The following is a 20,131-nucleotide window of genomic DNA, read 5'->3' as shown; positions in this document are numbered from 1 at the left end:
GGTTCAGTTCAGAGAGGCGGTTTTTTGTCCACTCTATTCAACTAGTAGTCTTCTGCACTGGTTGACACGTCTCAACAAAGCGGCGAAGTCCCGCATCACCTACATCCGTCAATTTAAAGACGCCACAATCCTCAAGTCCTCGCACAAACTTCTCACCGACCGCTTCATAAACAAGCACACGCGCTTCCGTTATCCCGTCATATCGAGATCGGAGCTCTTCTGCCCATAGTCGATGAACAGAGGCGACCTGATGAGTGCCCGACTCTACAAATGCAATGACTGACTCAAGCTCTTCTTTTAATCGAGCCGGTAAAACGGCAAGACCCATCACCTCAATCAAACCAATATTCTCACGCTTGATGTGATGGATGTCGGCATGAGGATGGAAAATGCCAAGCGGATGATCTTCAGTCGTCCGATTGTTGCGCAGCACAAGATCAAGCTCATAAAAACCGTCACGCATTCTAGCAATCGGAGTGATCGTGTTATGTTGTGCGTCTGTCTCAGCCAATATATCGTTGACTGGGTCCGAGTAGCGGCGCCACGTCTCAAGGATATGCGTAGCACAGGAGACAAGCTCTGTACGGTCAGTCCCTTTCAGACGGATGACAGATAGTGGCCATAGAAGAGATGTTCCTATGACAGATGGATAACCCATGAATGTGAACGATTCCCGCTCTTTTGCATCAGCCATCGTAAATGTATAACATCCTCCTTGATAGTGATCGTGGGACAAGATTGAACCCCCGACAATTGGCAAATCTGCATTTGATCCGGCAAAATAATGCGGGAACTGGCTGACAAAATCAAGTAGTCGGATAAACGTGCCATCGTCAATAACCATGTCCCGGTGTTCCTCAGACAACAAGATGCAATGTTCATTGTAATAAACGTATGGTGAATATTGAAGATACCAACTCTCCCGACCGAGTTCGAGAGGGATGACACGATGGTTCGTCCGCGCTGGATGATCGAGCCGGCCAACATATCCTTCATTCTCCACACAGAGAAGACAAGACGGATAGTGCGTCTCTGATGTTCCCGCTCGTTTCTGGCGAGCGATTTCTTTCGGGTCTTTTTCAGGTTTTGACATATTGATGGTAATATCAACTTCACCATATTTCGTCGATACTTTATACGAAATATTCTTCTTGATTCGTTCCGTCTGAATATAGTTCGAGTCCTCTGACAATTTATAGAAATAATCCGTCGCCGCCTGCTTGTCCTCACGATATTTCGCATAAAATGTTTGTTCGACTACTGAAGGATTAGGGACGAACACGTCCATCAGTTTCGCACCTAACATCTCACGTTCCGCAACGTAGTCTTCAATCAACCCATCGTCCACTGCCCTTTCGACCAGATGATTGAGTAACTGAACGATCGAACCTGACACGAACTCATTAGAAGGTGTCTCTTTCAACAAATCCAGTAATCGATTCTTTGCATAAATTCGGTCACGTACCGTAATCATTCCCGCATCGATAGCCGCATCAACAAGTCCATTAATCCCTCTGCTCATAACGACACCTCCTCATATCCATTTGGCTGTGCCCGATGCCATGCCCACGCATCAGCGATGATACGCGTCACATCTGTTCGTGACGGATTCCATCCTAACACACGTCGTGCTTTCTCAGAGGAAGCAATGAGCGCGGGGGGATCGCCTGCACGCCGTGATTTTATACTTACAGGGATATCCATCCCTGTGACATCACGAGCTACTTGAATCATCTCTTGGACAGAGAAACCTTGGTTCGAACCAAGATTAATGACATCGCTGTCTCCTCCATCTCGTAAATAATCAAGCGCGAGCAGGTGCGCCTCAATCAAGTCTTCGACATGAATATAGTCACGAATACACGTACCATCAGCGGTATTGTAATCATCGCCAAACACCGAAATTTCATCGCGATGCCCGTTGGCAACTTCTAAAATAAGCGGAACAAGGTGGGTCTCAGGACGATGGTCTTCCCCGATAATACCACCTTGGCGCGCGCCAGCCACATTGAAGTAACGCAAAGCGACAAAGCGAATACCATGCGCACGCTCGACCCAGTGCATCATCTTCTCCATGGCAAGTTTTGTCTCCCCATAAGTTGACGTAGGAATTGTGGTCGCCGCTTCCGTAATTGGCATTACCCTTTGATTACCATACGTTGCCGCGGTCGATGAAAAAACGATTGAAGACGTGCCATGTTCTACCATCGCTTCAAGCAGGCATTGAGTACCATAGACGTTGTTAGCATAGTATTTGAGCGGATTCGTCATCGATTCGCCGACAAGCGAATTTGCCGCGAAATGAATGACTTGATCAACCACTTCTTTTGAAAAGACATGCCACAGAAAGTCTTTGTCCCGTATATCCCCTTTGTAAAAGCGGACTTTCGGATGGATTGCCGCTGCATGACCCGTCTCTAAATTATCAATCACGACGACGTCATATCCTTGATCAGTTAATTGATAAACTGCATGTGACCCAATATATCCAGCTCCCCCAACAACTAAAATACTCATCCTGTTTCTCCTTTCACTTGTTCGATGATTTCATGAACACCCGGCCCGATCGAGGCCACATAAAATGTCGCCTCATAGCCAATCGTTTTCAGATACGTTGATTGCACCTTTTCAATAAATCGATCAACGGACTCTTGTTTGACAAGAGAAATCGCACAACCACCAAAACCCGCCCCGGTCATGCGAGCACCAATCGCATGATTTTCCCAAGCTGCTTCAACGAGAGTGTTTAACTCCTTGCCGGTCACTTCATAGTCTTTGTCTAAAGAACGATGCGAATCATTCATCAATCGACCGAACCGCTCGATTTCATTCCCTTTGAGCGCTTCGAGCGCCTCGAGAGTGCGTGCGTTTTCAGTCACCGCATGTCGAGCACGACGATAGAGTGTATCATCTTGCAAGAGATGACGATGATCTTCAAACGTTTCAACATCGAGTTCGCATAGTGCAGTAATTTCAAGTTCTCGTTGCAAATTTAATAGCGCTCGCTCGCATTCGTTACGGCGTTCATTATATTTAGAATCGGCAAGTTCTCGCCGTTTATTCGTATTCATAATGACAATCGACAAACCGTCCAACTTGAACGGAGCGTACTCACATTCAAGCGTCTCACAATCGAGAAGCATCGCGTGATCCTTCATTCCCATCCCAATCGCAAACTGATCCATAATTCCACTATTCACACCAATGTATTCATTCTCAGCTCGTTGTCCAAGTTTAACGAGTTCGAGCGGCGATAGGCCGAAGGCGTACAATTCATTAAAGGCGTACCCGCTTACAAGTTCAATCGAAGCAGAAGATGAGAGTCCGGCACCATTCGGAATGTTACCGTAGTACAAGCAATCCACCCCCTCCGTAATCACTCCGTGTGACATTAAGTAGTGGAGCATCGCTTTCGGATAATTTGCCCATCCGTCTTCTTCCCGGTATGTCAATCGATCGATTGACGTCTCGATAACCCCTTGCGACTCAAAGTTTATCGAATAGAACCGACACATTCGATCGTCCCGCTTGCGAACAAGCATATACGTACCGAAGGTGATTGCTGCCGGGAATACATGGCCCCCATTGTAATCGACGTGCTCACCAATCAAGTTAATTCGTCCAGGGGCAAAAAATTGGTGGGTCGCCCCTTCAAGGAAGCGTTTTCTAAATTCTGTGTGCATCATCTCTCTCATCTTTGAATCGTCTCCTTTTGCTCGACATCTCTTTATAGAATAATTTCTCTGTACAGACCTGCTCTATCACCTTCACAATCTTAGTTTAACTATTTTTTACTAAAAAATAAAGATAGTTTTACTAAAAGTTTTTATTTTTATTCTTTTTGTTAAATTACGAAATATCAAAGCGACAAAAACGACCATTCCTTCGCTCTGAAGGGATGGTCGTTCGTTCATTTCCCGCGTGTCTCTGTCTCGTCGGCTGTCGGAATCACGATTCCGTCGAACTGGTCATCGCGACAGAGCGTGATCGCTTGCATCGCGAGTTGATAGTCCTCTTGCGGCAAGCTGATCAGTTCCGTCGGTAGCACCCATTCTTTATGATTGTACAGATGAATGACGAGTTTGACGAGGACGATTTCGCCCTTCTCGAACGTATTGTCTTCGATGATGGTCGATGTATTGATTCTCCCTGTCTCGAGGTTGATGTACGGTAGCAGAATGTCACGCACCCGTTCGTTCCCCGCGATCACGTACAGCGCCGAGAAATATTCTTTCCCCGCCGCCCCTGGGTCTTCTAACTGACGTGCCAGTTGTTTGAACACGCGATAGTGGTCAGCCGACAAGAAGTCAATGTTATTCATAGTGTTCAGCCTCTCTATCCGTATTTCGCTAGATATGTATCATTTCCACGCTTTGCCAAAACGTAACCCTCTCCGCAGCCTATTCCGCAATCTTTACATTTCGCGATGACGAAAAAAGCGGCAGCCCTTCAGCTGTCGCTCGTCCCGAACAATTCGGTCCCCGGCTTCACCCGTCCATCATCGTATTTGTAGATGATGTGCTCGGCTGTGAACTCGGTCGGTATCGTGAGCCCGGCCGCGGCCGTCAAGTTGTACAGCCCTTCGCGGAGCGAGATGATATAGTTCGTCACCCGGAAGCTCTTCTCGTCGACGACGAGCGCCCGTTGCAGCTTCGGGTCCGTCGTCGCGACACCGACCGGACACCGGTTCGTATGACAAACTTGTGCCTGGATGCAACCGACGTTGAACATGAGGCCGCGGGCGATGTTGACGAAGTCCGCACCGAGCCCTAAGGCGATGGCGACCTTATCCGCCGTCACGAGCTTGCCGGAGGCGAACAGTTTGATTTTGTCGCGCAGTCCATGCTCGACGAGGAGACGATGGACGTACGGCAACGCGGCGTGAAGCGGCAGTCCGACCGCGTCCGCGAGCTCTTGGTACGTCGCCCCGGTCCCGCCTTCCCCACCGTCGACGGTGATGAAGTCCGGATATCTATCGGACGTGGCCATGGCAGCGATCAGGTCATGGAGGTCATCAAGCCGACCGACGACGAGCTTGATGCCGACCGGCTTGCCCCCGACGTCGCGCAACCGGTCGATGAAGGTGAGCATCTCCGTGTTCGTATGGAACTCGTTGAACCGGTTCGGGCTGTCGATGCTGACGCCGACTTTGACGTTGCGGATTTTGGCGATCTCCGGCGTCACTTTCGTACCTTCGATGTGGCCGCCCCGTGTCTTCGCACCTTGGGCGAGCTTCAGCTCGAAGGCGCGCACTTGTTTGATCGCACTCTTCTCCTGGAACGCCTCCCATGAGAACGCCCCGTCCTCGGTCCGGACACCGAACAGCGCCGGTCCAATCTGATAGACGAGGTCGACGTCCCCTTTCAAGTGATAGTCGGACAAGCCGCCTTCCCCGGTGTTCATCCACGTCCCTTTCGCCCGGCCAAGGCCGATCGAAAGCGCGCTGATGGCGTTCTCGCCGAGCGAGCCGAAGCTCATCGCCGACTGACCGATGAGGCCGCGCACTTGGAACGGCTCTCGGCACGTATCTTTGCCGATGACGGGCGCGTCTGCAAGCGGCAACAAATACGGCGACACCTCTTGCTCGATGATGTGCTCTTTTCGCGTGAACAGATTATCGGCGTCGAGATGATACATATGCGTCGTCACCGTCTCGTCACGGGCGATCTTCAAGTCGGCCCGTTGTGTCGGAAACAAAGCGTTCTGGACATAGAAGCCGTTCGCGTCGAAGTCCCGTTCCGACCCGAAACCGATGAGCCGTGACTTATATTTCCCGGAAATGACGGCCGACTCGTACTCGTTCCGCGAGAACGGCGTCGCCTCGTTGTCGTTCAAAAATAAGTATTGGCGCAACTCGGGGCCGATCATCTCGAGGATATAACGGACCTTACCGAGGAGCGGGAAGTTGCGGAGGACGGCGTGCTCGCGCTGATTGCGGTCTTTCATCCATAAGTAGAACAGCAGCATGAACGGCATCGAAATCAAAAGCACCATCAATATGAGCAGTACGACCAGCATCGTCGTGTTGAGCGACATCGTCCTCTCTCCTCCCGTAGCGTTCGGTTGTCCTTATCCGATACCACGTCGGGTGAACGATGAAACAGCTCCGACCCGTAACGTCCTGGGTCGGAGCTGTTTTCACATACGACGGCGTGAGATGGCTTCCCGCATCTGACGGAGCGCATCCCGTCCCGTCTCTCCACGTTGCATCATGACGACCGTGAACAGAGCGTCAATTAAACTGAGCTCGGCGATACGCGAAGCGAGCGCCTCGGAACGGAACTCGGTCTCTTGCGACACGGTATACAAGGCGACGTCGGCGAGTTTCGAGAGCGGTGACTTGGCGTAGTTCGTGATGGCGATAATCGGCACGCCGCGATCCCGACAGACGTGCGCGACGTCGAGCGTCTCTTTCGAGGCACCCGAATGCGAGATGAGGACGGCGACATCGTCTGTCGTCAGCTGTGACGCCGACATGAGCTGCATATGTGATTCTAAATTCGCCGTGACGAGCAGGCCGCTACGGACAAATTTATGGTACGCGTCAAGTGCGATCACAGCTGAACCGCCACTCCCGAAAAACTCGATGCGGCGGGCCGACAGCAACAAGTCGACCGCCTGCTGCATCGTCGTCTCCTCTAAGATTTGGCGGGTCGACTCGATAGTCTTGACGTTCGTCGCGAAAATTTTTTCAGCGATTTGAAGTGGCGTATCGTCTTGCGTGATGTCTTCATGGATATCATGGAGCGGTGCGACGATATCCGAGGCGAGCGCGATCTTCAGCGCCTGATACCCTTTGAAGCCGACGCGTTGACAGAAACGGAACACGGTCGACTCGGCGACATCTAAGTCGTCGGCCACTTGGTTGATCGTATGGTGAATGATCAGTTCCGGTTGTTTCAACATATAGTCGGCAATTCGTTGTTCCTTTTTGCTGAGTGTCGAATAGGCACCGCGGATACGGGCCAGTCCATTCATCGATTCCATCATCTATCACCCTTTCGTCTCTCTTAACGATACCTTTCCGAAAAAAATTCCGCAATCTCTATTGAAAATCGAATTTTATTTGATATTATGGACTAGAGACGGAAAAAAATTCTTTTTTGAGGTGACGTTATGAAAATCGGTTTGATTGGATTAGGTAAAATGGGTTACAACTTGGCGCTCAATTTGAGCGACCACGGTCACACGGTCATCGGAACGGACGCGTCGAGCGTCGAGGCGACGACAGCGTTTGAGATTGTCCCGACACTTAAGGACGTCGTCGACAAGCTTGAGGCGCCCCGTGTCGTCTGGGCGATGGTCCCGGCTGGTGAGATCACCGAGACGGTTCTCACTGAACTCTTCGAGCGACTCGAACCGGGTGACATCGTCATTGACGGCGGCAACTCGAACTATAAATTGTCGGTCGCACGCGCCGAACAGTTCGCAGAGAAGAACATCTCGTTCTTCGACTGCGGAACGAGCGGCGGGACGGACGGTGCACGCAACGGAGCCTGCACGATGGTCGGCGGTGACGCGAAGGCTTGGCCAACCATCGAGCCGATCTTCAAGGACCTCTCGGTCGAGAACGGCTACTTGTATACGGGACCGGCCGGCAGCGGCCACTTCCTCAAGATGATCCACAACGGCATCGAATACGGCATGATGCAGGCCATTGCCGAAGGGTTTGATATTTTAGAGAAGAGTCCGTTCGACTACGACTACGAACAAGTGGCCCGCGTCTGGAACCACGGCTCGGTCGTCCGGTCATGGCTCATGGAACTGACCGAGAACGCGTTCAAAAAAGACGCCAAGCTCGATGAGATCCGTGGCGTCATGCATTCTTCAGGGGAAGGGAAATGGACGGTCGAGACGGCGCTCGAATTGCAGGCGGCGGCCCCGGTCATCGCCATGTCACTCATGATGCGCTATCGCTCGCTCGAGGACGACACGTTCTCCGGTAAAGTCGTCGCCGCACTCCGCAACGAGTTCGGAGGCCACGCGGTCGTCAAAAAATAATGTTCGGGAGAAGGTCAGGGGTGGCCTTTTCCTTTGTAAAAATTTGTAAACGGTTACACATACGGTAAAGGGGGAACTACATATGTCAGGCTCTACACTTATCTTGATCGCCGTCGCCGGCATCTTCTTGCTCTTATTTTTGGTCATGCGGACGAAACTTCATGCGTTCGTCTCGCTCTTGCTCGTCAGCTTGCTCGTTGGGATCGCGGCCGGAATGCCGCTCGGGGATGTCATCACCTCGATTCAGAACGGGATGGGCGGGACGCTAGGTTTCGTCGCCGTCGTCGTCGGTCTCGGTGCCATGTTTGGTAAAATGTTAGAAGTATCAGGTGGCGCGGAACGTCTCGCCCAGACACTCGTCAACAAGTTCGGTGAGGACAAGGCACAATGGGCACTCGCCATCACCGGCTTCATCGTCGCCGTCCCGGTCTTCTTCGACGTCGGCTTCATCATTCTCGTTCCGATCGTTTATGGCCTCGCCAAGCGGACGGGTCGCTCGCTGCTCTACTACGGCATCCCGCTCCTCGCCGGCCTCGCCGTCACACATAGCTTCATCCCGCCGACACCAGGTCCGATTGCGGTCGCAAACCTCATCGGTGCCGAGCTCGGTTGGGTCATCTTGTTCGGAGTGATCGCCGGGATTCCGGCAGCGATTCTCGCCGGTCCAATTTTCGGGAAGTACATCGCGAACAAGATTCACGTCACCATCCCGGACTATATGGAATTTGAAGAGATTGACACATCGAAAGAATTGCCAAGTTTTAAAATGATCATCTCGCTCATCTCGATCCCGCTCGTGTTGATTCTTGCGAACACGTTGTCTGCGGTACTGTTAGATGAAGGAAATACGATTCGTACGTTCTTGACGTTCATGGGTCATCCGTTCGTCGCTTTGACGATCGCGACGCTCCTCACGTTCATCTTCCTCGGCACGCGCCGTGGTTACACACGTGACGAAGTGCAAGAGATTGCGACGAAAGCGCTCGAACCGGCCGGGATCATCATCCTCGTCACCGGTGCCGGCGGCGTGTTCAAACAAGTCTTGATCGACTCAGGTGTCGGTGACGTCCTTGGGGAGATGATGGCCGGGTCACCGCTTCCGGCGATCGTTCTCGCCTTCTTGATTGCGACCGTCGTCCGCGTCGCCCAAGGTTCAGCGACCGTATCGATGGTCACGGCGGCAGGACTCATCACGCCGCTTCTCGAAATTCAAAACATCACTGGGGCCGCGCTCGGCTTGATCGTCATCGCCATCGCCTCCGGTGCGACTGTCCTCTCACACGTCAACGACTCGGGCTTCTGGCTCGTCAACCGCTACTTCGGTCTAGACGTGAAAGACACGCTCAAATCGTGGACTGTCATGGAGACGATTATCGGACTGACCGGATTTGCGGTCGTCTTCTTGATCAGCCTATTCATCATTTAACAAAGGAAGTGATTGTGTGTACACCATTGGCGTCGATATCGGGACGACGAGTACGAAAGCCGTCCTGTTTCAGAATCACCAACAACTCGCGGTACATAACGTGCTGTACCCGCTCCTCACCCCGGACACGGAGACGGCCGAGCAAGACCCGGTCGTCATCTATGGGGCGGTGCTTGAAGCAGTTAGTGCCGTCCGGGCGCAAGCCGACGGGCCGATCCGCTTCGTCTCGTTCAGCTCGGCGATGCACAGCTTGATCGCACTCGATGTGTCAGGGCGTCCGCTCACGAACAGTATCACCTGGGCCGATAGCCGGGCCAACCCGTACACGCAGGAGATTAAACGCGACTTTGACGCGAGCGCGCTCCATATGCGCACCGGCACACCGGTCCATCCGATGGCGCCGCTGTCGAAACTGCGTTGGTTAAAAGCGGAACATGCGGACGTGTTCAAGCGTGCCGCCAAGTTCGTCTCGATCAAAGAGTACGTCTTCTATCGCCTGACCGGACGCTTCGTCGTCGACCATTCGATCGCCTCGGCGACCGGTCTGTTCAATTTGAAGACGTGCGACTGGGACGCGGAGGCGTTACATATCGCTGGCGTCACACCGGACCAACTGTCAGAGCTCGTCCCGACGACCGAGATCATTCAATTGAAACAAGACGTGCGTGAGACGCTCGGCTGGGACTTCCCGCTCGTCATCGGGGCAAGCGACGGAGTACTGTCGAATCTTGGTGTCGGGGCGTTGGAACCGGGCGTCGTCGCTGTCACAATCGGGACGAGCGGTGCCATCCGGACAGTCGTCCGCGAGCCGGTCGAGGACCCGAAAGGCCGGATCTTCTGTTACGCCTTGACCGACAAGCATTGGGTCATCGGTGGACCGGTCAACAACGGCGGCATCATCTTGCGTTGGCTCCGCGACGAGTTCGCGGCGAGCGAGGTCGAGACGGCGAAACGGCTTGGCATGGATGCGTATGATGTACTGACGCGTATCGCCGAGACGGTCAAACCGGGCTCGGACGGACTGTTGTTCCACCCGTACTTGATGGGCGAACGGGCCCCGCTCTGGGACTCGAACGCGCGCGGCTCATTCTTCGGTCTGAGCATCCACCATAAGCGTGAGCACTTCATCCGTGCCGTCTTAGAAGGCGTCATCTTCAACTTGTATACGGTCATGCTCGCACTCGACGAACTGACGGGCGCACCGAACCGGATCCATGCGACGGGCGGTTTCGCCCAGTCGAAGCTATGGCGCCAGATGATGGCCGACATCTTCGACACGCCGGTCGTCGTGCCGGAGAGCCATGAGAGTTCGTGCTTAGGTGCGGTCATGCTCGGTGAGTATGCGTTCGGTGATATCGACGACTTCACGGCCGTGCCGCAAGTGACGCATGAGCACATTCCGGACGTAGAGGCGACGACAATCTACCGGGAGTTACTCCCAATTTATATTCGCTTATCGCGTCATTTCGCGGAAGAGTATGAAGCGATCGCCGCGTTTCAGCGGAGGCATGTATGAGAGAAGCCGAGTCCTTCACGGGCTCGGATTTTTGATGACATTAATTAGAGATGCTCAAGTCTATTCGTCATCAGAGTATCATCATTCGAACAAATAACCGGATTATGGAAGGGTAATGAATTACATATATAGAAAATATCAATCGTACTGAAGTTGTCGACGCTTATCTGTGAAAAGTTTTTTCATTATAAGTTAACGAGAAGGGAGGAATCCAGTGGCCATTGCGATTGGATATATCATTGCATGTATAGGTGCATTTGTGGCTTATTGGTTTAGTACGGGGGAATCGAGAAAGACAAAATTTAAACTATGGGGCATTGCTCTAATGCTTCCCATTTCACCCGCTTTAGCTTTTTCGATTGGACTCTCCTATGCAATCAGTGTCGAAAATGGTTGGGCCGGATTAATCATGTGGCTTATCTTCCCCATTATTTTCTTAATCGGACTCACTCTGCTGTTGGTCGGCATTTTCAAAAAAGAAAAAGACAATCAAGTCGAACAGAACTTCTAGTACGTAGAAGTTCTGTTTTTCTATAGATGTCTTCGAAAAATCGACCGATTTCACTCGTACGTCACCATGACGAACTGTCCGGACGCGCGTTGACTCGTCAGTTTCAACTTCGTCTCTTTCGTGCCTTCCGGGAAGAGCGGGATGCCTTCTCCTAGGACGACCGGGGCGATGGCGATCTCATAACGATCGATCAAATCGTGTTCCATCGCAGCCTTGATGATTTCCCCGCCGCCGATGAGCCAGACGTCTTTGTCGACTTCTCGTTTCAACCGCTCGATCAACTGCTCGATCGGCTCGTCCGTAAACGTGACGTGCTCGGCTTCCCGCTCCGGGCTCCGCGTCAGAATGTAGTTCGGGATGTCCGGGTACGGATAGCGGTCAGGCTCTAACTTCAACACTTCCTCGTACGTCTTCCGCCCCATGATGACCGCACCGACCGTCTTGAAGAAGTCGGCGTAACCGTTGTCCCCCTCCCCTTTGATTTCGAACAACCAGTCGAGTTGATCGTTCGTCCGAGCGATCTTTCCATCTAAACTCATCGCGATATATACGACGACGTTTGGCATGATGTATTCCTCCTTAGTTCGTGATACATTCAGCTTAATCGACAAACACGACAAAACTTGACGGGGATGAGGAAATGAAAAAACGACATCTTCACTTGATTCGACTATTGAACCGGGGTAGACGGTTCACCGCGGACGAACTCGCCATCGAGACGGGCGCCTCGGTCCGGACGATTCAACGCGACATGCTGACACTCGAGGAGCTCGGTTATCCGATTTGGAGCGTCCCCGGTACGGGCGGTGGCTATGAGATGTTGCCGAATCGCCTGCTCCCCCCCCTCCAGCTCCGCGAACAAGAAGCCGTCGCCCTCTACCTCACACTCAAATGGATGGAACAGATTCCGGACGTGCCGTTCGGAGACATGCGGGACACGTTGTCCGATTGGTATGTGAATGAGCTGCCGCATGACCTCGAGACGAAAATCGCCCGGCTCGAAAAGAACATCCTCTGGCTCGGCAAAAGACAAGTCCCACCGGCGCCATTCACGAAAGACGTCTATCGTGCCGTCGAACAACGACAGAATATTGAGTTGACGTATGCGACGACGAAAGGCAGCCGCACGTTCACCGTCGCACCGGTCGGGATGGCGCTCCTCGATTTGAAATGGTACGTGTATGGCCTCTCAGATTACGGGCTGCGCCAATATCGCATCGATCGGATTGAGACGATGCACCTGCTCGATGAGACGTTCGAAGCGGACGATTTGGTGACACTTCTCGAGGCGAGTGACGAACGGATCGGTGTGACCGTTCGAATCAACATCACCCCGCTCGGTCGTCGCCTGCTTGAAGACGTATTACCCGATATCGCTGAAAAGAATGAGTGGATTGTGCCTGAGGCCGAGTTTCCGTTCTTGTCGCGGCAATTACTCGCAGCCGGGGCTGAAGTCGAGGTTGTGGAGCCGACTGAACTGCGGGAGATGATGCGGGAGCAAGCGGAACGGCTTTGGGACCTGTATCGTTAATCAAATCGATGCTTTGGTCTCATGTCATAATTGTCTTTATATGGTAATATTAGTTCATATTGTCACACGTAAAGGAGCACTATTATGACTATGAACCTATCGTTCTCCACTTTATTCGTCTCCATCAGTGTCATCTCACTGTTCGTCATCATGATGTACCTCAACGTCTCAACGCTCGAACTGAACGAGACGATCGGTTCTGGACTCTTCTATTTGAAGGGCTACTATGAGGAAGGAAACATGATTGTCAGCGAGCAAGGCATCGGCGTCATCACTTTGCCGCTCGCCATAGGTCTCATTGGATCGACGCTCATCAAAACCGTTCAACATTATAAGACACCGTCGTTCACGAACTAAAAACAAGCCCGTCAATCAAAAGATTGGCGGGCTTTGCTGCGTCCTCATCAGCGGTCGATGACAATCGACAACTTATAATTGACGTACTTGTTGAGCCCGTCCAAAAAGGCGTTCAGCTCTTGGTTCGACGGGAAACGGCACTCCAAGACGTAACAGCCGTCCCCGCTCACCTTGTAGTTATTTCGGACGTACGGCCGGTGCTCCTCGAGGAACATCAGATACGGGTCGTGGAACGTGCTCGACGTGAAGATGGTGATCATCGCGTGGACCGGCAGCCCGAGTTTGTCCTCGTTCACGCGAATCGTGTAGCCTTCGATGATGCCGAGGTCTTCGAGTTTCTTGACCCGCGTCGCCGTCGCCTGCCCCGTCAAGTGGACGTGCGCCCCGAGTTCTTTCATCGTCATCCGACTGTTCGCCTGAAGCGCCTCGAGGATGAGGCGGTCTGTTGGATCGAGCATAGGTGACTCCTTTCATTATTCAAGCCGATTCGTGAAAACACTTGATTCGTGTTATGTATGGAAAGACGGCTGATTGTTAGACTGTACATACATTATAGCCAAAAGGAGAGACTTTTCTATGCATGTACAATTGATCCGAAATGCCACACTGCGTGTCGAATACGCCGGGAAGACGTTCCTCGTCGACCCGTTCCTCGGGGAAAAAGGCGCCTATCCCCCATTCCCGAACTCAGCACGACAAGATGAGAACAACCCGTTGGTCAGTTTGCCGATTCCAATCGAGGACGTCTTGACAGGCGTCGACGCCGTCATCTTGACGCATCTGCATCTCGACCACTACGACGAGGTCGCCAAACAAGTTCTGCCGAAAGCAATCCCGTTGTTCGTCCAAAACGAGAACGATTTGAACGTCATCGAAGGTGACGGCTTCACGAACGTGAACGTATTGAGCGAAACGACGGTGTTCGAAGGAATCAGACTCACGAAGACAGCTGGTGAGCACGGACGCGGGCCGATTTTGGAAATGGCCGGTCTCGTCTGCGGGATCGTCTTCACCCACCCTTCAGAACAGACGCTCTATATCGCCGGGGACACGGTCTGGTATGACGAGGTCAAAAAGACGATTCAAGCGCATCAACCAGAAGTCATCGTCGTCAACGCAGGCGACAACCAATTCGTCGAAGGCGGGTCGCTCGTCATGAACGAAGAGGACGTCCGCCACGTCCACGAGGCTGCACCCGAGGCGACAATCATCGCGGTCCATATGGAAGCGGTCAACCATTGGAACTTGTCGCGTTCTGACCTGCGCACCTATTCAGCGGCAAACGGATTCGTCGGGCGACTCCTCGTTCCTGAAGACGGCGAGACGATTTCACGATAAGCACCTGAGTCCGGTACCCCTACCGGATTCAGATTTTTTGTCATGTTGATTCGCATCCCGTGTAAACTGAAAGTGAATCGTTCAGAAAAATGATACAGGAGGTAGACACTCTAGTGAAACTGATGACAGCCCGTTGTCGTGTTCGTCCGTTCGAAACATCAGACATCGAACCGTTTATGGCATACCGCAACGACATGGAATGGATGCAGTACCAGTCATTCAAAGGTTTGTCCTACGAAGACTATCAACGTTCCTTGCTAAAGCCCCCATCTATCGTGGACGGGATGCAACTCGCCATCATCCACAAGGAAACGGATGCACTGATTGGCGATTTGTATGTACATCAAGACGAGACGACGTATTGGATCGGTTACACGATTTCACCCCGACACGCGCGCCAAGGCTATGCCTTCGAAGTCGTGTCGGAACTGATTGATCACTTGGCCGACCAGGGAGCCAAAACGATCAAAGCGGGTGCGCTCGCAACGAACGAGGCGTCCATCGCCCTCTTGAAAAAGTTGAATTTTACTTACCTTACGACGGAAGACGATGAACAGATCTATCAGCTCGATGTAATGAAATGAACCGCCATCATATCCCCGCCCCTGATTTTCAATTTCAGGGGCATTTTTCACTTCATTTCTGAATTGGATCTATGGTAACCTATCCTTCAAACCGATACCACGTCACCTATTTTTTGCCTCGAGGGAGTTTTGTGTGGATGAAGAAACGTGTCATTTTGCTCATGTCCATCTTTTTATTGGTTAGCTCCCTGTCACAGGCAGCGATTCCGAAACCGAAAGCCTATAACGACCGCAGCCTTATCTATTTGACGCTCGATGACGGACCGAACCGGAAGACGGGAGCGCTGCTCGACGTCTTGAAGAAACATCGGGTGAAGGCGACCTTCTTCATTCTCGGGAAGAATATCAAGGGCAATGAGCATCTCATCCGCCGCATCGTCGCCGAAGGCCATCTCATCGCCTTGCATGGGATGACACACGTGCGCGAGGAGTTTTATGAGTCGCCGATGACGGCCGTGCGTCAGATGAAGGACGTGCAACGCCTCATTTATGAAGTGACCGGCATCCATACGAATATGGCCCGTACGATTTACGGCAGTGACGCAGGGATGACGCCTGCGCATTGGCAAGCGATGGACGAGGCCGGTTTTGAGATTTGGGACTGGAACGTCGGCAGTCTCGACCATATCTATAAGAAAGACAACGCTCCGATCGAGCAGCGAGTGTTCAATCGGCTTGAGGCGAATTCCGAGATGAATATCGCCTCCATCATCTTGGCGCACGATCACTCGATGACACCGAAAGCGCTCGATACGATTATCCGCTATGCGAAAGAACGCGACTATGAGTTCCGGACGCTAGAAGGGGTGCATCCACCGTACAACTTCTCTGACCCATGGGAAGCGAATGAATAAGAAAACGCTGAGTCGCGCGACTCAGCGTTTTTGTTTACATCTCTAATTCTGTGAACGCAAGCGGAACGAGTTCTTCAAGCGTCACTTCTTTCACGTCGGCGTTGCCGTTCGTGAGCAACACTTTAAAGTCCGGATCACCGAACTCGACGAGCACTTGGCGGCAGATGCTGCACGGCGGCAAGAAGTCGACCGTGTCACCTGACACCGCGACCGCTTCGAAGTCGCCTTTTTTATAGCCTTGCGCGATTGCCGTGAACACAGCCGTGCGCTCGGCACAGTTCGTCGCTCCGAACGAGACGTTCTCGACGTTGACGCCGTCGATGACCGTCCCGTCCTTCATAAGAAGGGCTGCTCCGACGCGGAAATTCGAATACGGGGAGTAGGCGTTCTCTTTTAATTGACGGGCGCGTTCGACTAATTGTTGTTGGTTCATGGGATCATTGTCCTCTCTGACTCAAAATGAACTGATGCCAGTTCCCGTGCCTCGATTTTTGGGCAGGATTTTTAGCATACACCTCACTATATAGAGAAGTCAATGAAAAGTTGAAAGCGGTCACACGACCTCCTAATCTCATCTGAAACGTGATGTCAATCGTTCCAGTTCCAAGCAGCGGCTCAAGCATCGAAAAATCTTCAACCTGCCCGATTCGCGTATACGAATAGCTCGTCTCGACATCTTCATAGAATAAGACGAGACAGTCATCTCCGTACAACATAACGTCACCAGCCCGAATCGAACCGACGCGTTCCGGATTCGCGGGTAGCGGTTCGCCAAAATAGAAAAACTTCTCGTTTTGATGCAAGTCCTGCATCGACAGCGTGAGCGGCAACCGCTCCTGTAGTGCGACAGCCGTCGGATTGTTCTCGAGGCGGATGACGGCCTGTTCGCCGTCAAGTTGGAGCGTGATTTCGCTCATCTCGATTCCCCCTTCACTCGATTGCTCGGACGATGGCTCTTCCGGTTGAGATTTGCTTTCGAACACATCGCCTCCGCACCCACTCAGCAACAAAAGCGAGACGAACATACTAGTCAGTACGGGTTTCATAACAATCACTCGATCGCTCCGACGATGCGGGCCGGGGTGCCGGCGACCGTCACATTGTCCGGGACATCTTTCGTCACCGTCGCGTTAGCCGCGACGATGGCGTTCTCGCCGATCGTGACGCCAGGCAAAATCGTCGCCCCGGCCCCGATCCAGGCGTTCCGTTTCACACGAATCGGTTTCGTGATTAAGCCGCGCCGTTCGTTCGGGTCGGTCGGATGGTTGACCGTCAACAGCTTGGCGAACGGACCAATTAAGACGTGGTCTTCGATGTCGATGCCCCCGAGGTCGGTGAACATGACGCCTCGATTGATGAAGATGCCCGTCCCGAGCGTGATATGCTTCCCAAAATCGGTGTAGAACGGCGGTAACACCGTGACCGAATCGTCGACCGGGTCCCCAATCAAATCCGAGAGTGTCCGCTGAAATTCGTCTTTCTGTAAAAGTTGATAGTTCAAGCGCATGAGCGTCGGCTCGATGGTTCGTTGAATGCGATGGATTTCTTCAAAGACGGCTTCCCCAGCAGCGATATATCGGCCAGACACACGGTCTTTCAATTCGGTATCCATCGTCACACCTGTTGTTTCGTCGGACGAATCACAAGATCGCTGATTGAGACCCGGTCCGGTGTGTCGATGGCGTAAACGACCGCTTCGGCCACATCCTCGCTCGTCAATCCCCACTCTACCTGCGCTTCATGAAGTGCCTGGGCGGCTTTTTTGTCGCTGATCGTGTTGTACAGCTCGGTCTGGACGGCTCCCGGCGAAATGATCGTCGACTTGACGTTGTTCTCCCGCTGTTCTTGGCGCAAGCCTTCCATGATGGCCCGGACCGCGAACTTCGTCCCGCAGTAGACGGCCGACTCCGGATAGACGACATGCCCGGCCACTGAATCGGTCGCGAGGATATGACCCGACTGTTGGCGTTCCATGATTGGGAGCACAGCCGCGATCCCGTTCAACACACCGGTCACGTTCACATCCAGCATAGCCTGCCATTCATCACGGCGCCCTTCGACGAGCGGCGCGGTCGGCATGATCCCGGCGTTATTGAACAAGACGTCGATGCGGCCGAACGTATCGAGTGCCGTCTTCACGACCTCCTCCACAGCGTCATAATCGGTAACGTCAGCTTGTTTCACGATGATGTCAACCTCGGGATGGTTCGCTTGGATGGCTTCTAGCCGATCAAGACGACGGGCGGCGAGCACGAGTTTCGCGCCCCGTTCTGCTAAGCGATTAGCTGTTGCTTCCCCAATCCCGCTCGACGCCCCCATGATGATGACAACTTTATTGATGGTCATAATCCATTCCTCCTTTGTTTGACTCCAGTATAGGAACGGACAAGCGTCATGTCTAATGCTACTATTTGATTAAGAACCATAACAAAAACGCATGGAGGGATGACATGGAGCTCCAACAATTGCGATACTTCCTCGCCGTCGCAAGCGAGAAGAATATCACGCGCGCCGCCGAACACTTACGGTTATCCCAACCGGCCCTGTCCCGCCAGATCCATCAGCTCGAGGACAGTCTCGGGGGACCACTGTTCGAACGAAGCCAAGGCGGGGTCACATTGACCGAACGGGGTTACTATTTGGCTGAACACGCCAAGGAGATGGTCCGCCTTGCCGATAAGATTTCGGCGAACTTGAACACGGCGACACCCGTCAGCGGAGAACTATATATCGGCGGTGGTGAGACGAGGACGCTCACCTCGGTCATCACAACGTTCAAACAGATGAAACAGCTTCATCCCGACGTCAAGTTGCGCTTATATAGCGGTAACGGCGACGACGTGATCGACAAGTTGGACCGGGGCATCCTCGACTTCGGGGTCGTCATCGAACCGGTCAATCTAGCCGCATACGCCTCGCGCGAGCTCCCTCATGTCGACCGTTGGGGCGTGTTGACACGGCGTGATAGCCAGATTGGGAACCGTACACATCTAGAGACGGCAGATTTGTTGGACTTGCCGCTCATCTTGTCGGAACAGTCACTCGTCGACCGTCACTTGTCGGACCGGCTCGGCGTCGATTTGGGTGAAGCGGAAGTCGTCGCGACGTACAATCTGCTCTATAACGCCTCGCTCCTCGTCCACGCAGGCATCGGCCACGCTCTATGCCTCGACGGGATCATCAACACGAACGGGACCGAGTTGGTGTTCGTTCCACTCAATCCATCGCTCACGTCTTCCGTTCATTTGATTTGGAAGAACGAGAGTCATCTGTCGAACGTCGCCTCGACATTTTTGGATATGTTCGATGAACGAGAAAAGACCACCTAAACGAGGCGGCCAGAATCGAGTCGTAATATGTTTGCCAACTGCTCGTTCATCTCACTCGGATCGGTCTGGAAATCACGTTCGGCCCAATAGATGATCATCCCGACGATGGCATTCGCTTGATACGAACACAGCAGGTCGTGATCGATGTCGTTCCGTTTGAGCGCCGCCGTATCACGGAGGAGCAGTTTCCGTACCTCGTTGAATAACATGTAGTAATACGCGAGTGGTACGTTTTTCGAGAAGACGATGCGGTAAAATTCGACGTAGGTCTTGATGTGGTGAAAGATGCGGATCGTCGACGGTTCGAGCTCGCGCGGGTTGAGCAACTTCAGATGACGGTACGGCTCCTCGTACGACTTGGCAAGGTCGGCCGTGATTTCTTGGAAATACTCTTCGAACACATCCTCGATTCGACCGTAATGAAGATAGAACGTCCCTCGATTGACATTTGCCACACGACAAAGTTCTGAAATCGTCACTTGTTCGAGCGTACGATCCCGCAATAATTCGACGAGCGCCTCATGGAGCGCTCGTTTTGTTTTGACGACACGCAAATCCGGCTTCATCATTTGCACGTTCCTTTCAACAGTTATCTATCTACTTGTTGATTATTCAACAGTTCATCAATCTTTTGATTATTGTAAGCGCTTTCTAAAACTTATTATAATAGTTATTGAACACATG

23 protein-coding genes are annotated in these 20,131 nt (G+C 52.6%); 10 read left to right on the top strand and 13 right to left on the bottom strand.

Annotation, left to right across the window (positions count from 1 at the left end; translation table 11 throughout):
• Nucleotides 1-37 precede the first annotated feature (37 nt).
• From EVJ22_RS07445 to EVJ22_RS07420, 6 genes are all read right to left on the bottom strand, one after another.
• Nucleotides 38-1,522: a UDP-glucose--hexose-1-phosphate uridylyltransferase gene (locus EVJ22_RS07445; RefSeq protein WP_071398260.1), complete on the bottom strand. Its 1,485-nt coding sequence runs from the start codon at nt 1,520-1,522 to the stop codon at nt 38-40.
• Nucleotides 1,519-2,517, bottom strand: a complete 999-nt coding sequence (galE, locus tag EVJ22_RS07440) for a UDP-glucose 4-epimerase GalE (protein WP_071398261.1) — start codon at nt 2,515-2,517, stop codon at nt 1,519-1,521. The genes EVJ22_RS07445 and galE overlap by 4 nt, the downstream gene beginning before the upstream one ends.
• Nucleotides 2,514-3,686 carry a galactokinase gene (locus EVJ22_RS07435; RefSeq protein WP_071398297.1) on the bottom strand — a complete coding sequence of 391 codons (1,173 nt, stop codon included), beginning with the start codon at nt 3,684-3,686 and terminating at the stop codon, nt 2,514-2,516. The genes galE and EVJ22_RS07435 overlap by 4 nt, the downstream gene beginning before the upstream one ends.
• A 224-nt stretch (nt 3,687-3,910) precedes the next feature.
• Nucleotides 3,911-4,321 carry a hypothetical protein gene (locus EVJ22_RS07430; RefSeq protein ID WP_071398262.1) on the bottom strand — a complete coding sequence of 137 codons (411 nt, stop codon included), beginning with the start codon at nt 4,319-4,321 and terminating at the stop codon, nt 3,911-3,913.
• Nucleotides 4,322-4,449: 128 nt separating this feature from the next.
• On the bottom strand, nt 4,450-6,036 hold the full coding sequence (locus EVJ22_RS07425) for an FMN-binding glutamate synthase family protein (protein ID WP_131443597.1): 1,587 nt from the start codon (nt 6,034-6,036) through the stop codon (nt 4,450-4,452).
• 102 nt (nt 6,037-6,138) lie between these two features.
• Entirely contained in the window at nt 6,139-6,987 is an 849-nt protein-coding gene (locus EVJ22_RS07420; protein ID WP_131443596.1) for a MurR/RpiR family transcriptional regulator, read from the bottom strand.
• Nucleotides 6,988-7,116: 129 nt separating this feature from the next.
• Between EVJ22_RS07420 and gnd the strand changes: the two genes are divergently transcribed.
• From gnd to EVJ22_RS07400, 4 genes are all read left to right on the top strand, one after another.
• Entirely contained in the window at nt 7,117-8,001 is an 885-nt protein-coding gene (gene gnd, locus EVJ22_RS07415; RefSeq protein ID WP_071398265.1) for a phosphogluconate dehydrogenase (NAD(+)-dependent, decarboxylating), read from the top strand.
• 82 nt (nt 8,002-8,083) lie between these two features.
• Nucleotides 8,084-9,427: a GntT/GntP/DsdX family permease gene (locus tag EVJ22_RS07410; RefSeq protein ID WP_071398266.1), complete on the top strand. Its 1,344-nt coding sequence runs from the start codon at nt 8,084-8,086 to the stop codon at nt 9,425-9,427.
• A 16-nt stretch (nt 9,428-9,443) separates the two neighbouring features.
• Nucleotides 9,444-10,943, top strand: a complete 1,500-nt coding sequence (gene gntK / locus EVJ22_RS07405; RefSeq protein WP_131443595.1) for a gluconokinase — start codon at nt 9,444-9,446, stop codon at nt 10,941-10,943.
• A gap of 214 nt (nt 10,944-11,157) precedes the next feature.
• Complete coding sequence (locus tag EVJ22_RS07400; RefSeq protein WP_071398268.1) at nt 11,158-11,454, top strand: hypothetical protein; 297 nt, start codon at nt 11,158-11,160, stop codon at nt 11,452-11,454.
• Nucleotides 11,455-11,504: 50 nt separating this feature from the next.
• Here the strand turns inward: EVJ22_RS07400 and EVJ22_RS07395 are convergent, their stop codons facing one another.
• Nucleotides 11,505-12,020: a dihydrofolate reductase family protein gene (locus EVJ22_RS07395; protein WP_131443594.1), complete on the bottom strand. Its 516-nt coding sequence runs from the start codon at nt 12,018-12,020 to the stop codon at nt 11,505-11,507.
• Nucleotides 12,021-12,094: 74 nt separating this feature from the next.
• On the opposite strand from EVJ22_RS07395, the gene EVJ22_RS07390 reads away from it, so the two are divergent.
• Both EVJ22_RS07390 and EVJ22_RS07385 read left to right on the top strand, forming a co-directional pair.
• A complete protein-coding gene (locus EVJ22_RS07390; RefSeq protein WP_131443593.1) occupies nt 12,095-12,985 on the top strand; it encodes a helix-turn-helix transcriptional regulator in 891 nt (296 codons plus the stop codon).
• A gap of 84 nt (nt 12,986-13,069) precedes the next feature.
• A complete protein-coding gene (locus EVJ22_RS07385; protein WP_131443592.1) occupies nt 13,070-13,342 on the top strand; it encodes a hypothetical protein in 273 nt (90 codons plus the stop codon).
• 47 nt (nt 13,343-13,389) lie between these two features.
• Here EVJ22_RS07385 and EVJ22_RS07380 read toward each other — a convergent pair whose 3' ends face one another.
• On the bottom strand, nt 13,390-13,800 hold the full coding sequence (locus EVJ22_RS07380) for an Lrp/AsnC family transcriptional regulator (RefSeq protein WP_131439035.1): 411 nt from the start codon (nt 13,798-13,800) through the stop codon (nt 13,390-13,392).
• Nucleotides 13,801-13,918: 118 nt separating this feature from the next.
• Between EVJ22_RS07380 and EVJ22_RS07375 the strand changes: the two genes are divergently transcribed.
• From EVJ22_RS07375 to EVJ22_RS07365, 3 genes are all read left to right on the top strand, one after another.
• The gene (locus EVJ22_RS07375) at nt 13,919-14,680 is read left to right on the top strand and encodes an MBL fold metallo-hydrolase (RefSeq protein ID WP_131443591.1); all 762 of its coding nucleotides are present in this window, start codon (nt 13,919-13,921) and stop codon (nt 14,678-14,680) included.
• 122 nt (nt 14,681-14,802) lie between these two features.
• Nucleotides 14,803-15,264 (top strand): GNAT family N-acetyltransferase, encoded by a 462-nt coding sequence (locus EVJ22_RS07370; protein ID WP_233589653.1) that lies wholly within the window; start codon nt 14,803-14,805, stop codon nt 15,262-15,264.
• A gap of 137 nt (nt 15,265-15,401) precedes the next feature.
• The gene (locus EVJ22_RS07365) at nt 15,402-16,118 is read left to right on the top strand and encodes a polysaccharide deacetylase family protein (protein ID WP_131443590.1); all 717 of its coding nucleotides are present in this window, start codon (nt 15,402-15,404) and stop codon (nt 16,116-16,118) included.
• A 34-nt stretch (nt 16,119-16,152) separates the two neighbouring features.
• Here EVJ22_RS07365 and EVJ22_RS07360 read toward each other — a convergent pair whose 3' ends face one another.
• From EVJ22_RS07360 to EVJ22_RS07345, 4 genes are read right to left on the bottom strand one after another with little or no spacing between them, the layout of a single operon-like run.
• Nucleotides 16,153-16,551 carry a cytidine deaminase gene (locus EVJ22_RS07360; RefSeq protein WP_016507888.1) on the bottom strand — a complete coding sequence of 133 codons (399 nt, stop codon included), beginning with the start codon at nt 16,549-16,551 and terminating at the stop codon, nt 16,153-16,155.
• A gap of 4 nt (nt 16,552-16,555) precedes the next feature.
• Complete coding sequence (locus EVJ22_RS07355) at nt 16,556-17,164, bottom strand: cyclophilin-like fold protein (RefSeq protein WP_199749318.1); 609 nt, start codon at nt 17,162-17,164, stop codon at nt 16,556-16,558.
• A 5-nt stretch (nt 17,165-17,169) separates the two neighbouring features.
• The gene (locus EVJ22_RS07350; RefSeq protein ID WP_131439043.1) at nt 17,170-17,730 is read right to left on the bottom strand and encodes a DapH/DapD/GlmU-related protein; all 561 of its coding nucleotides are present in this window, start codon (nt 17,728-17,730) and stop codon (nt 17,170-17,172) included.
• Between the two features lie 2 nt (nt 17,731-17,732).
• Nucleotides 17,733-18,464: an SDR family oxidoreductase gene (locus tag EVJ22_RS07345; RefSeq protein WP_131443589.1), complete on the bottom strand. Its 732-nt coding sequence runs from the start codon at nt 18,462-18,464 to the stop codon at nt 17,733-17,735.
• Between the two features lie 104 nt (nt 18,465-18,568).
• On the opposite strand from EVJ22_RS07345, the gene EVJ22_RS07340 reads away from it, so the two are divergent.
• Nucleotides 18,569-19,447, top strand: a complete 879-nt coding sequence (locus tag EVJ22_RS07340; RefSeq protein WP_131443588.1) for a LysR family transcriptional regulator — start codon at nt 18,569-18,571, stop codon at nt 19,445-19,447.
• Here EVJ22_RS07340 and EVJ22_RS07335 read toward each other — a convergent pair.
• A complete protein-coding gene (locus EVJ22_RS07335; RefSeq protein WP_131443587.1) occupies nt 19,444-20,016 on the bottom strand; it encodes a TetR/AcrR family transcriptional regulator in 573 nt (190 codons plus the stop codon). The two genes, EVJ22_RS07340 and EVJ22_RS07335, sit on opposite strands and share 4 nt — an antisense overlap.
• Nucleotides 20,017-20,131: the final 115 nt, after the last annotated feature.

It is taken from the genome of Exiguobacterium sp. SH0S7, from assembly GCF_004337195.1.
Classification (GTDB): Bacteria; Bacillota; Bacilli; order Exiguobacteriales; family Exiguobacteriaceae; genus Exiguobacterium; species Exiguobacterium aurantiacum_A.
The sequence above is the reverse complement of the archived record's forward strand: the minus strand, read 5'-3'. Positions and strand labels throughout refer to the sequence as shown.